At 59.6% G+C, this 12,017-nt stretch carries 12 protein-coding genes; 8 read left to right on the top strand and 4 right to left on the bottom strand.

The features are described 5' to 3' along the window. Nucleotides 1-334: 334 nt before the first annotated feature. The 6 genes from xthA to O1722_RS14000 all read left to right on the top strand — a co-directional run bounded on the left by xthA (nucleotide 335) and on the right by O1722_RS14000 (nucleotide 6,510). Nucleotides 335-1,141 (top strand): exodeoxyribonuclease III, encoded by an 807-nt coding sequence (gene xthA / locus O1722_RS13975; RefSeq protein ID WP_015570756.1) that lies wholly within the window; start codon nucleotides 335-337, stop codon nucleotides 1,139-1,141. Nucleotides 1,142-1,147: 6 nt separating this feature from the next. Then, nucleotides 1,148-1,831, top strand: coding sequence for a TVP38/TMEM64 family protein (locus O1722_RS13980; protein ID WP_032670970.1), 684 nt, complete (start codon nucleotides 1,148-1,150; stop codon nucleotides 1,829-1,831). A gap of 6 nt (nucleotides 1,832-1,837) precedes the next feature. After that, a complete protein-coding gene (locus O1722_RS13985) occupies nucleotides 1,838-3,007 on the top strand; it encodes an ABC transporter substrate-binding protein (RefSeq protein WP_072134609.1) in 1,170 nt (389 codons plus the stop codon). Beyond that, on the top strand, nucleotides 2,980-4,509 hold the full coding sequence (locus tag O1722_RS13990; protein WP_032670969.1) for an ABC transporter permease family protein: 1,530 nt from the start codon (nucleotides 2,980-2,982) through the stop codon (nucleotides 4,507-4,509). The genes O1722_RS13985 and O1722_RS13990 overlap by 28 nt, the downstream gene beginning before the upstream one ends. Further along, the gene (locus tag O1722_RS13995) at nucleotides 4,509-5,129 is read left to right on the top strand and encodes an ATP-binding cassette domain-containing protein (RefSeq protein ID WP_032670968.1); all 621 of its coding nucleotides are present in this window, start codon (nucleotides 4,509-4,511) and stop codon (nucleotides 5,127-5,129) included. The genes O1722_RS13990 and O1722_RS13995 overlap by 1 nt, the downstream gene beginning before the upstream one ends. Before the next feature lie 73 nt (nucleotides 5,130-5,202). Continuing rightward, entirely contained in the window at nucleotides 5,203-6,510 is a 1,308-nt protein-coding gene (locus O1722_RS14000) for a sulfurtransferase (RefSeq protein ID WP_032671511.1), read from the top strand. Here O1722_RS14000 and O1722_RS14005 read toward each other — a convergent pair. Together O1722_RS14005 and O1722_RS14010 are read right to left on the bottom strand one after the other, a co-directional pair. Continuing rightward, nucleotides 6,507-7,124: a CDP-alcohol phosphatidyltransferase family protein gene (locus O1722_RS14005; RefSeq protein ID WP_033487174.1), complete on the bottom strand. Its 618-nt coding sequence runs from the start codon at nucleotides 7,122-7,124 to the stop codon at nucleotides 6,507-6,509. The two genes, O1722_RS14000 and O1722_RS14005, sit on opposite strands and share 4 nt — an antisense overlap. Next, nucleotides 7,114-7,686 (bottom strand): carboxymuconolactone decarboxylase family protein, encoded by a 573-nt coding sequence (locus tag O1722_RS14010; RefSeq protein WP_032670967.1) that lies wholly within the window; start codon nucleotides 7,684-7,686, stop codon nucleotides 7,114-7,116. Before O1722_RS14010 ends, O1722_RS14005 begins: the two co-directional genes overlap by 11 nt. A 75-nt stretch (nucleotides 7,687-7,761) precedes the next feature. On the opposite strand from O1722_RS14010, the gene O1722_RS14015 reads away from it, so the two are divergent. Beyond that, a complete protein-coding gene (locus O1722_RS14015) occupies nucleotides 7,762-8,178 on the top strand; it encodes a pyrimidine (deoxy)nucleoside triphosphate diphosphatase (protein ID WP_017384679.1) in 417 nt (138 codons plus the stop codon). On the opposite strand, the gene O1722_RS14020 is transcribed toward O1722_RS14015, so the two are convergent. Beyond that, nucleotides 8,138-8,410: a YnjH family protein gene (locus O1722_RS14020; protein ID WP_003857857.1), complete on the bottom strand. Its 273-nt coding sequence runs from the start codon at nucleotides 8,408-8,410 to the stop codon at nucleotides 8,138-8,140. The genes O1722_RS14015 and O1722_RS14020 overlap by 41 nt on opposite strands. Nucleotides 8,411-8,635: 225 nt before the next feature. Here O1722_RS14020 and gdhA point away from each other — a divergent pair, with 225 nt between their 5' ends. Then, nucleotides 8,636-9,979: an NADP-specific glutamate dehydrogenase gene (gene gdhA / locus O1722_RS14025; RefSeq protein WP_015570765.1), complete on the top strand. Its 1,344-nt coding sequence runs from the start codon at nucleotides 8,636-8,638 to the stop codon at nucleotides 9,977-9,979. 113 nt (nucleotides 9,980-10,092) lie between these two features. On the opposite strand, the gene O1722_RS14030 is transcribed toward gdhA, so the two are convergent. Then, the gene (locus tag O1722_RS14030) at nucleotides 10,093-12,015 is read right to left on the bottom strand and encodes a DNA topoisomerase III (protein ID WP_017384681.1); all 1,923 of its coding nucleotides are present in this window, start codon (nucleotides 12,013-12,015) and stop codon (nucleotides 10,093-10,095) included. Between the last annotated feature and the right edge of the window lie 2 nt (nucleotides 12,016-12,017).

Genomic DNA, 12,017 nt, shown 5'->3' on the forward strand with positions numbered 1-12,017 from the left:
AAATGCATAAACGGGTTGGGGTAACAGAATATCAATGAGTTACAATATGGAGTTATTCACTTTTAATGCATAAATAGTGAATATTATTACGACAAGCGGCGCTTTACCGCATGAAAACAAGAAAGAGTATGCAGAGTCCAAATATAATTCTGGAATTGTGATCGCTCGCGAAATTTATCGGTCCTTTATGCCCTGTTCGAGGGCAAAACGCGCCGAAATGGTGCAAATATTGCACCGTCGGCATTATCTGTCGCAGTAATTGGGCGAAGCGGATAACAGACGACGTAAATTCTGCTACCATCCTTGCACTATTCACCTTGCATTGGCAGCGACTATGAAATTTGTCTCTTTTAATATCAACGGCCTGCGTGCCCGCCCTCACCAGCTTGAAGCGATTGTTGAGCAACATCAGCCAGATGTGATCGGCTTGCAGGAGACAAAAGTTCACGACGATATGTTCCCGCTCGAAGAGGTAGCGAAGCTGGGCTATAACGTTTTTTACCACGGTCAGAAAGGCCACTACGGCGTTGCGCTGCTGACCAAAGATACGCCGGTGTCGGTGCGTCGTGGCTTCCCGGGTGACGATGAAGAGGCGCAACGCCGCATCATCATGGCGGAAATTCCTTCCGCGCTCGGCAATGTGACCGTCATCAACGGCTATTTCCCGCAGGGTGAAAGCCGCGATCATGAAACCAAATTCCCGGCCAAAGCGAAGTTTTATCAGGATCTGCAAAACTACCTGACAACCGAACTCAAAAAAGAAAACCCGGTGCTGATCATGGGCGACATGAATATCAGCCCGACGGATCTGGATATCGGTATTGGCGAAGAGAACCGTAAGCGCTGGCTGCGCACCGGCAAATGCTCTTTCCTGCCGGAGGAGCGCGAGTGGATGGAGCGCCTGCTGGGTTGGGGGCTGGTGGATACTTTCCGCACGGCTAACCCGGCGACGCAGGATCGCTTCTCGTGGTTTGACTATCGCTCTAAAGGCTTCGATGACAACCGGGGCCTGCGTATTGATCTGCTGCTGGCGAGCGCCCCCCTGGCCGAACGCTGCATCGAAACCGGTATCGACTATGACATCCGTAGTATGGAAAAGCCGTCCGACCATGCGCCGGTATGGGCAACGTTCAAGCTGTAAACTTCAGTGAATATTAAAAAAATCAGTCTCCTGTGCGCCCTTTTGGGCGCATTTGTTTTGACCGTTGTTTTGCTTCCTCCAGGCATGCTCTCCCTCGACACGCTAAAAATGCACCAGCAAACGTTGCTCGATCGTGTGGAGCAGGCGCCTCTTCAGAGCGCGCTGATCTATTTTGCGGTTTACGTTCTGCTCTCCGCGCTGTCGATCCCCGGAGCCGCGCTTCTGACGCTGCTCGGCGGGGCGCTTTTCAGCCTGTGGGAGGCGACGCTGTTGGTGTCATTTGCCTCGACGCTCGGCGCCACGCTTGCCATGCTCGTCAGCCGTTATCTGCTGCGCGACTGGGTGCAACGGCGCTTTGCCGCACAGATGAGCACGATAGATGCGGGAATGGATCGCGACGGCGCGCGCTACCTTTTTGCCCTGCGCCTGATGCCGTTGTTCCCGTTCTTTCTGGTCAATTTGCTGATGGGGCTAACCCGTCTCAGGGTGCGTCACTACTGGTGGGTCAGCCAGCTTGCAATGCTACCTGCCACCGTCATTTATCTGAACGCCGGACGCGAGCTGGGGAAACTCACCTCGCTGCGCGATATTCTGTCGCCGGGACTGCTGTTCGCCTTTACACTATTAGGGTTATTACCGCTGGTCACTCGCTGGCTGTTTTCCCGTTACATCCCTTCGATTAAAAAGTGAGGCATTATGCGCCGGGTGCGTTTTTGCGCGTTTCTGACGAGTCTGCTGCTGGCAACCTCTGCCTTCGCCGCAGAGAGCTGGCAATCCATTCAGCAACAGGCCACCGGGCAGACCGTCTGGTTTAACGCCTGGGGCGGTGACGAGGCCGTTAACCGCTACCTCGACTGGGTAAGCGGCGAGATGAAAACGCACTACGCCATCAACCTGAAGATCGTTCATCTGGCCGATGCCGCCGACGCGGTGAAGCGGATCCAGACGGAACATGCCGCAGGACGCAGCAGTAACGGGTCGGTGGATCTGCTCTGGGTAAACGGGGAAAACTTCCGCAACCTGAAAGCGGCAAACCTGCTGCTCACCGGCTGGGCGCAAACCCTGCCCAACTGGCGCTACGTCGATACCCGTAAACCGGTAACGGAAGATTTTGCCATCCCGACCGATGGGGCAGAATCCCCGTGGGGCGGCGCGCAATTAACCTTTATCGCCCGTAAAGCGAGTACGCCGACACCACCGGCAGATCCCCACGCGCTGCTGGTATACGCCCGACAGCACCCTGGCAAGGTGAGCTATCCGCGACCGCCGGATTTTACCGGCACGGCGTTTCTTGAGCAGCTACTGCTGGCGCTGACCGCCCATCCGGAGGCGCTAAAAAACGCGCCAGACAGTACCTTTGCGCAGGTCACCGCGCCGCTGTGGGATTACCTTGATACGCTGCACCCCCTGCTGTGGCGCGAAGGGAACGATTTTCCTCCGTCGCCTGCGCGCATGGATACGCTGCTGGCCAGCGGCAGCCTGAACCTGTCGCTCACCTTTAACCCCGCCCATGCGATGCAAAAGGTGGCGAGCGGTGAACTGCCTGCCGACAGCTACAGTTTCGGCTTTCTCAAAGGCATGATCGGCAACGTCCATTTTGTCGCTATCCCGGCAAACGCCAGCGCGAGCGCAGGCGCGAAGGTGGTGGCGAATTTCCTGCTGTCACCGCAGGCGCAGATCCGCAAAGCTAATCCTGCCGTCTGGGGTGACCCGAGCGTGCTGGATGGCGAAAAACTGCCTGCGAAAGCGGCAAAACAGCTTCGCGCCTTTACCCCCTCAGGCACGCCTGATGTACTTCCCGAACCGCACGCCGCCTGGGTTAACGCCCTGGAGCAGGAATGGCTTCGCCGCTACGGAACCCGCTAAGCGGGCTGGTCTGGGCGGCAATGGCGGTCATCTATCTGCCACTGCTTCCCGCCAGCGGCATGCTGCTGGCCCCGGCGTTTTCTCCCGGCAACTGGGCGACGCTGTTTGCCGACCCGCAGCTGCCGCAGGCGCTGGCCGCCACGCTGGTTTCCACGCTTATCGCGACGCTGGGCTCACTGTTTATCGCCCTGACCCTGCTTGCGCTTCTCTGGCCGGGTGAAGGCTGGCAGCGCCTGAGCACCCGTCTGCCGTGGCTGTTAGCCGTGCCGCACGTCGCCTTCGCCACCAGCGCGCTGCTGCTGTTTGCGGAAGGGGGGCAGTTTTACCGGATCTGTACGGTCTGTTCGCCGCAGCTTGACCGCTACGGTATCGGGCTTGGCCTGACGCTTGCGGTCAAAGAGAGCGCGTTCGTTCTGTGGGCAATCTACGCCGCGCTGCCTGAAAAGCGTCTCGCACAGCAGAAAATCGTCCTGCATACCTTCGGCTACGGACGAATGCAGGCGCTCAACTGGCTCGTCCTCCCGGCAATCGCCCCCGCGCTGGGCGCAGTCATGCTGGCGGTGCTGGCCTGGTCGCTTTCCGTGGTGGATGTGGCGATCGTGCTCGGGCCAGGCAACCCGCCTACGCTGGCGGTACTGGCCTGGCAGTGGCTCGCCCAGGGCGATGCACAACAGCAAACAAAGGGAACGCTGCTGTGTCTGGTGTTGCTCCTGCTGCTGGCGGCGCTTGCCGCGGTGGGATACGGCTTCTGGACGGCATGGCGGCGCGCCCAGCGTGACCCCTCCGGAATTCGTCACGCTTCGCATACTGCGCTGCCCGCACGGACGCTGGGCGGGTTACTGCCGCTGTGCGGCGTCCTCTGTGCGCTGGTTCTGCTGATGCTGGCACGCCGGGACGACATCGGCCCCGTCAGCGACAGCCTTTCACTGGGACTGCTGTCCAGCCTGACAGCGCTGGCCATCCTCATGCTCTGGCTTGAGTGGGGACCCCAGCGCGGCGCGGTGTGGGTCTGGCTGCCGCTCGCCCTCCCGGCGCTGCCCCTCGTGTCCGGGCAATATGCCGTGGCGCTGTGGCTGGGCATCGACGGCCAGTACGCTGCGGTGCTCTGGAGCCATATGCTCTGGGTTCTCCCGTGGATGCTCCTGGTGCTGCAACCGGCCTGGCGCAGGCTCGATCCCCGGCTTATCCTCACCGCCAGAACGCTGGGCTGGCGACAGGCGAAAATTTTCTGGTTGGTGAAATGCCCCCTGATGATTCGTCCGGCCCTGCTGGCCTTTGCCACCGGCTTTTCCGTGAGCATGGCCCAGTACATGCCGACCCTCTGGCTGGGAGCGGGACGTTTCACCACCCTGACGACGGAGGCGGTCGCCCTCAGCAGCGGCGGCAGCATTCCGATCCTCGCCAGCCGGGCGCTGGGTCTGTTGCTGTTGACCAGCAGCGTATTTGCCCTTGCCGCGCTGCTCTCCCGGCTCGTGGGCCGTCACAGACAAGGATTACGTTAATGCTGAACGTGAAAAATCTCACCATTGCGCCACTCTTCCGTGAGGTCAACTTCCGCGTCCCGGCGGAGGAGATTGTCACGCTGATGGGGCCCTCCGGGAGCGGGAAATCGACCCTTTTCGCCTGGATGGTGGGGGCGTTATCCGCTGATTTTAAGGCGCACGGCGAGCTATGGCTGAACGATCGCCGCTGCGATATGCTCCCCGTGGAAACGCGCGGGATCGGCATTCTGTTTCAGGATGCCCTGCTGTTTGACGCCTTCAGCGTGGGGCAAAACCTGATGCTGGCGCTGCCGGCGCACATCGTCGGGCGCGCCCGCCGCAACGCGGTAGAACAGGCCCTGGACACTGCCGGGCTGGCAAACCACTACGCCAGCGATCCGGCGACCCTGTCCGGCGGCGAGCGCGCCCGGGTCAGCCTGTTGCGCGCCCTTCTCGCCCAGCCGCAGGCATTGCTGCTCGACGAGCCGTTCAGTCGACTGGATAAAACGCTGCGCGCCTCATTCCGGGCGTGGGTATTCGAGGTTACTCGCCAGCGCAGGATCCCGGTGGTGCTGGTCACGCATGATGAGGACGATATTCCGCCCGGCGGCGAGGTGATTGAGATTTCTCGCTGGCAATAATGTGCTAACGCAATGTTTTTGGCTTCAGGAGAGACGACAATGCCACCCTCTTTTAATGACGTCAGGTTTTTCGATGAAACGTGTTTCTCAACTGACCGCGCTGGCCCTGCTCTGCGGCCTCGCCTCACTCTCCTCCACGGCGGCTGATATGCCCCACTCCCTCACGCTGGACCAGCTCCAGGCGCAAAACGGCGCGGTAATTGATACGCGCGTCAGTGCGTTCTTTAACGGCTGGCCGCAGACCCTGAGCGGAACGTCCGGGCATGAACCCGCCGCGCTTAATCTCTCTGCCAGCTGGCTTGGGGCAATGAGCGATGAACAGCTCAGCGGCTGGGCAAAACAACATCGGCTTACGCCAGACATGCCGGTTGCGCTCTATGGCAACGATGATGACAACCAGACCGTCAAAGCGCGGCTGGAGAAAGCGGGCTTTACCCACGTCTCCACCCTGAGCGATGCCCTGCAACAATCCGACCGTCTGCAACGTCTGGCGCATTTCGAACAGCTGGTTTATCCGCAGTGGATCCGCCAGTTGCAGCAGGGCAAACCCGTTACCGCCGCACCAGCCGGAGAGTGGAAGGTGATCGAGGCTGGCTGGGGTGCGCCGAAGCTTTATCTCCTGAGCCACATTCCCGGTGCGGGCTATATCGACACCAATGAAGTGGAAAGCGAACCGCTGTGGAATAAGGTTTCTGACGAAAAGCTGAAAGCGATGCTGGCGAAGCACGGGATCCGTCACGGTACCACCGTCATTCTGTACGGTCGCGACGTGTATGCCGCCGCGCGCGTGGCGCAGATCATGCTCTACGCGGGCGTGAAGGATGTGCGAATTCTGGATGGCGGCTGGAAGGCGTGGTCCGACGCCAGCCTGCCCGTTGAGCGCGGAACGCCTGCAAAGGTCAAGCCAGCCCCTGATTTTGGCGCGCCGATCCCGGGCCAGCCCCGGCTGATGGTGGATATGGAGCAGGCCCGGGGAATGCTGCACCGTCAGGACGCCTCGCTGGTGAGCATTCGTTCCTGGCCAGAGTTTATCGGTGAAACCAGCGGCTACAGCTATATCAAGCCAAAAGGTGAGATTGCCGGTGCGCGCTGGGGCCATGCGGGCAGCGACGCGACCCACATGGAAGATTTCCACAATCCGGATGGCACCATGCGCAGCGCCGATGATATTGCCGCCATGTGGAAAACGTGGAATATCCTGCCGGAGCAGCACGTTGCGTTTTACTGTGGTACCGGCTGGCGCGCGTCTGAAGCCTTTATGTACGCCCGCGCCATGGGCTGGCAGAATGTTGCCGTCTACGACGGCGGCTGGTACGAATGGAGCAGCCATCCGCAGAACCCGGTCTCCACCGGGGAGCGCGGACCGGAAAGCGCACGCTAGCGGGGAAGTGATTTCAGCGTGATATAACCGCTCCAGATGCGCGTTGTGGTGGTCAGCCAGCACAATGCGCCAAACGTCCAGGCAAACAGCGCGAAATGCGCCGGAAACAGGCAGCACAGCACAAACAGCGCGATGGTCTCCGTTCCTTCCGTTAATCCTCCAATGTAATAAAGCGACTTGTGCGCATAGCCGGGGTTGTCGATATCATGCTTCCCCGCCAGCGCGGCAAAGGCCAGAAAACTGCTGCCCGTCCCCATAAAAGCGAACAGTAGCCAGGCGGCGGCGATCGCGTTATCAGCCGGAGCGGCCAGCGCAAAGCCAAACGGCACCAGGGCGTAGAACAGGAAGTCGAGGGCGATATCAAGAAATCCTCCCGCGTCCGTCAGGCCACGGCGACGCGCCAGCGCGCCGTCCAGACCATCCAGCAGCCGGTTCAGCACAATGGCGATCAGCGCCGCCGGATACCAGCCCAGCGCCAGAAACGGTAACGCCAGCACGCCAATCGCAAACCCGGCGAGCGTTAAGCCATCAGGCGTGATAAACGGTCTATCCAGCGCGGCGGCCAGCTGATTTAACCCGGGTTTCAGCCGGGGGTGCAGATGTTTATCCAGCATGCGGTTTACCTTTAAACGTGGCGCACAGCCCCTGAGCCGGAATATCCAGCGCGGCGTTAAAGCGGGCGGAAAGATTCTGAAAGGCAATCAGAGCCGTCATTTCGGTGATGGTCTCTTCCGTAAAGTGGCGCTTCAGCAGACTTTTGATATTTTCATCCACCTGAGGTGGCGTGGCGGTGACCGCTTCCGCATAGGCCAGCGCCGCGCGCTCCTCTTCGCTGAACAGGGTGGAATTTTGCCAGTCGCTGACGGCCTGCACTTTATCCAGCGCCCCGCTCCGCTCGGCCAGACGCAGGCTGTTGGCATCAATACAAAATGCGCAGTGGCAGATCTGCGAGATCCGCGTCATTAGTAGCGATCGCAGAACCGGGGTCAAACGCGCCTTGCGCCGCTCCAGATAGCCGACAAATAGCGCCACCAGCCAGAAAAGACGCGGCATACGCCCCCACCAGCGCGTGGGGTTCAGCACCGCGCCGAAGTGTTTTTTCTGCATGGCGGCGATGGGGCTGAGGCTGACGGGAAGGGTTTCCATGGGCGCAACCCAGGCGGATGTCTCTTTCACCTGATTCTCCTGATGACTGGACTCTTTGGAAGGGCACGATAATATGTCGTTTTTCGCTATTAATTATTGACGAACATGCTGAAAACACTCGATGTGGTTGCGGCCATCCTCGAAAAAGAGGGCAAGATTTTGCTGGCGCAGCGTCCCGAACATGCCGATCAGCCAGGAATGTGGGAATTTGCGGGCGGGAAGGTTGAAGCCGGTGAGACCCAGCCGGAAGCGCTGATCCGCGAACTGCGCGAAGAACTCGGCATTGAAGCCGTGCCCGCGCGGTATGTGGCAAGCCACCAGCGGGAGGTGTCGCAGCGGCTGATTCACCTCCACGCCTGGCATGTGCCTGAATTTAGCGGTCAGCTGAAGGCGCATTATCACTCGGCGCTGGTATGGTGCACGCCAGAAGACGCGTTCACGTATGCTTTAGCCCCGGCGGATATACCGCTGCTGGAAGCGTTTATTCTTTTACGCGACGCCAGACCAGCGGATTTGTACTGAGGGTGCGTTCATCACGCTGGCACTGCAACAGCACGCCATCTGCCCTGACTACTGCGCCTTCGGAATAGTTTTGATCCTGATAGATACAGCACTGATTACACGGCTGCGCACGCTGGCCGCCAGCGCTAAAAACCTCTGGCGGCACGTTGACCTCGACATCCGGGCGAATGCGGTCAGCCTGTGCCCCGGCGGACACCATCAAACATAACGCGGCCATTGCGTAACGGTTCATAGACTTTATTTCCTTTGCATCGTTTATATCTATAACGGTCGATCCGGACGGGATCTTTAATTTATCTCGTCATCGCTTTTGGTTATGACGCGCACCCTGTCATTAATTTCCCTTGCGGCATAAATTTCTGCTTGCCTCTCAAAGCGGTGCGGGTGGTATAGTCAAAAAAACGACACAAAACATCTACGCCACACGCATAAATTATTATAAGAGGTTCTTATATCTATGGATCAGACACGCTCTCTGGAAAGCTTTCTTGCCCATGTTCAGCAGCGCGACCCGCACCAAAGCGAGTTTGCCCAGGCCGTTCGTGAAGTCATGACCACCCTGTGGCCCTTCCTTGAGGAAAATCCGCGTTACCGTCAGATGGCGCTGCTTGAACGTCTGGTAGAGCCGGAGCGCGTCATCCAGTTCCGCGTGGCGTGGGTGGACGACCGCAATCAGGTGCAGGTCAACCGCGCGTGGCGCGTGCAGTTTAACTCCGCCATTGGGCCGTTTAAGGGCGGGATGCGCTTCCACCCCTCGGTGAACCTGTCGATTCTGAAATTCCTCGGCTTCGAGCAGACCTTTAAAAATGCGCTCACTACCCTGCCGATGGGCGGCGGTAAAGGCGGGAGTGATTTCGATCCGAAAGGCAAGAGCGAAGGCGAAGTGATGCGTTTCTGCCAGGCGCTGGTCACTGAGCTCTATCGCCACCTTGGGCCGGACACCGACGTTCCTGCCGGGGATATCGGCGTGGGGGGGCGTGAAGTGGGCTTTATGGCCGGAATGATGAAAAAGCTCTCCAACAACAGCGCCTGCGTCTTTACCGGCAAAGGTCTGTCGTTTGGCGGTAGCCTGATTCGCCCGGAAGCGACGGGTTATGGTCTGGTCTATTTCACCGAAGCGATGCTTAAGCGTCACGGGCTGAGCTTCGAGGGGATGCGCGTGGCGGTCTCCGGCTCCGGCAACGTGGCGCAGTACGCTATCGAGAAAGCGATGGCGTTTGGCGCGCGCGTGGTGACCGCCTCCGACTCCAGCGGTACCGTGGTGGATGAAGCTGGCTTTACGGCAGAAAAACTGGCGCGTCTGTGCGAAATCAAAGCCAGCCGTGACGGTCGGGTAGCGGATTATGCCCGTGAATTTGGCCTGACCTATCTGGAAGGTAAACAGCCGTGGGGCGTGCCGGTGGATATCGCCCTGCCGTGCGCGACGCAAAACGAACTGGACGTGGATGCCGCCCGGACGCTGATTAGCAATGGCGTGAAAGCGGTAGCGGAAGGGGCAAATATGCCCACCACTATTGAAGCGACCGACCTGTTCCTGGACGCGGGCGTGCTGTTTGCGCCAGGCAAGGCGGCGAACGCTGGCGGCGTGGCAACATCCGGTCTGGAAATGGCGCAAAACGCCGCGAGAATGGGCTGGAAGGCAGAGAAAGTGGATGCCCGTCTGCACCACATCATGCTCGATATTCATCACGCCTGCGTGGAGTACGGCGGCGAGGCCTCGCAAACTAACTACGTGCGCGGGGCGAATATCGCCGGGTTCGTGAAGGTGGCCGATGCGATGATCGGACAGGGTGTGATTTAGTTTCGCTGCATTCTCGCCCTTGTAGGCCCGGTAAGCGTTAGCGCCACCGGGCTTTTTTCAGGCCGCAGAGGGGCTTTCGCCGGGTGGCGGCTTCGCCTTACCCGGCCTACGGTTTAAGCGGTTGTATTTTTGGCTGCGCTTTTCTTCTTTTTGAACGGTTTCTTCGCCCCGCCGCCCGGGGCGACCATTCCCCGGAATCGCTTCACTGGCGTACTGCGCGCCTGGTCAATCAGCTGATAAAGCGTCCCTACCAGCGGCTGCATAAAGTCCTGATAACGGCACTGCTTTTCGCTGATCTGCGTCAGCACCGACTCCCAGTGCGCGGTCATGTCCGGCCTGGCGGCCAGCTCCGGCAGCGAATGAATTAGCGCCCGGCCCGGTTCTGTTGAATGGATGTAACGTCCCTTTTTCTCCAGGAAGCCGCGCTTAAAGAGCAGTTCGATGATCCCCGCGCGGGTCGCTTCCGTGCCCAGACCGTCGGTGGCGCGCAGGATCTTCTTCAGATCTTTATCCTGCACAAAGCGGGCGATGCCGGTCATGGCCGACAGCAGCGTCGCGTCGGTGAAATGGCGCGGCGGCTGGGTTTGTCGTTCAACCACTTCGCCCTTCTCGCACAGCAGTTCGTCGCCTTTGGCCACGACCGGCAGCGGCGTGCCGTCGTTCTCTTCGTCACGCTCTTTGTTGCCGAGCAGCGTGCGCCAGCCCGCTTCTGCAAGGAAACGCGCTTTGGCGATAAATTTGCCTTTGGCAATCTCCAGTTCAATAACGCACTTGCGGAACACCGCGTCCGGGCAGAACTGCATCAGATACTGACGCGCGATCAGGTTATAGACCTTTGCTTCGTTGTCGGTCAGGTTGACGTTGCTGGTGCGCGCCGTCGGGATTATCGCGTGGTGAGCATCGACTTTTTTATCGTCCCAGCAGCGGTTATGGGTATCCGGGTTTACCGCCGGTTGCGGCAACAGATCCGGCGCATGGACGCCAATGGCATTCATCACCGAGTGGCGTCCGGCGAAGTGTTCTTCCGGCAGATAGCGGCTGTCCGAACGCGGATAGGTGATCAGCTTGTGGGTTTCGTAGAGCTTCTGGCAGATATCGAGCACGTTCTGCGCGCTAAGACCAAAGCGCTTAGCCGCCTCAATCTGCAACGCCGAAAGGGAGAACGGCAGCGGTGCGGGCTCCGTTTCCCGTTTGTCGTTATAGCTGGTGACGATTGCGGGCTGGCCGGTAATGCGGTTGACCACGTGCTCCGCCAGCGGGCGATGCAGCAGCCGTCCCTCTTCGTCCTGATATGACTCACAGGCATCACTTGGCTGCCAGACGGCGGTAAAGCGTTCGTCTTTCGGCGTGACGATATGCGCTTTGACTTCGAAGAAGTCTTTGGCGACGAAATTTTCGATCTCTTCGTCGCGACGCACCACCAGCCCCAGCACCGGTGTCTGGACACGACCGACGGAGAGTACGCCCTGATAACCCGCGTTGCGCCCGAGAATGGTGTAGGCACGGGTCATGTTGATCCCGTACAGCCAGTCCGCACGGGCACGCGCCAGCGCGGAGACACACAGGGGAATAAATTCGCTGTTGGCGCGCAGGCGTGAAATGGCCCGCTCTACCGCCTGAGGGTTGAGGTCGTTGATCAGGCAGCGCTGCACCTGCTGGCGCTTTTCCGGCGCCAGCTCCAGGTAGTCCAGCACTTCATCGACCAGCAGTTGCCCTTCCCTGTCCGGGTCACCCGCGTGGACCACTTCCGTCGCCTCATGCAGGAAGCGCTTAATGACGTTGAGCTGTTTGGTGACGGAAGGACGCGGTTGGAGACGCCACTTTTCCGGCACAATCGGTAGATCGTTGAGATTCCAGCGGGCGTAGCGGCTGTCGTAGACATCCGGCTGCGCCTGTTCAAGCAGGTGACCGATACACCAGGTGACCACCTGCCCGTTACCGCATTCGATAAAGCCGTCACCTTTGCGATGCGGCCTGGGCAGCACATCGGCGATGGCACGCGCCAGACTCGGCTTTTCGGCAATAAACAACCGCATCG

This window comes from Enterobacter cloacae complex sp. HYC003_NIDB, from assembly GCF_056673375.1.

Coding starts and splice junctions, on each gene's coding strand:
- O1722_RS14000 (WP_032671511.1), top strand. CDS start 5,203: ATGAAACGTGTTTCTCAACTGACCGCGCTGGCCCTGCTCTGCGGCCTC.
- O1722_RS13985 (WP_072134609.1), top strand. CDS start 1,838: ATGCGCCGGGTGCGTTTTTGCGCGTTTCTGACGAGTCTGCTGCTGGCA.
- O1722_RS13990 (WP_032670969.1), top strand. CDS start 2,980: ATGGCTTCGCCGCTACGGAACCCGCTAAGCGGGCTGGTCTGGGCGGCA.
- O1722_RS14020 (WP_003857857.1), bottom strand. CDS start 8,410: ATGAACCGTTACGCAATGGCCGCGTTATGTTTGATGGTGTCCGCCGGG.
- gdhA (WP_015570765.1), top strand. CDS start 8,636: ATGGATCAGACACGCTCTCTGGAAAGCTTTCTTGCCCATGTTCAGCAG.
- O1722_RS14015 (WP_017384679.1), top strand. CDS start 7,762: ATGCTGAAAACACTCGATGTGGTTGCGGCCATCCTCGAAAAAGAGGGC.
- xthA (WP_015570756.1), top strand. CDS start 335: ATGAAATTTGTCTCTTTTAATATCAACGGCCTGCGTGCCCGCCCTCAC.
- O1722_RS14005 (WP_033487174.1), bottom strand. CDS start 7,124: ATGCTGGATAAACATCTGCACCCCCGGCTGAAACCCGGGTTAAATCAG.
- O1722_RS13995 (WP_032670968.1), top strand. CDS start 4,509: ATGCTGAACGTGAAAAATCTCACCATTGCGCCACTCTTCCGTGAGGTC.
- O1722_RS14030 (WP_017384681.1), bottom strand. CDS start 12,015: ATGCGGTTGTTTATTGCCGAAAAGCCGAGTCTGGCGCGTGCCATCGCC.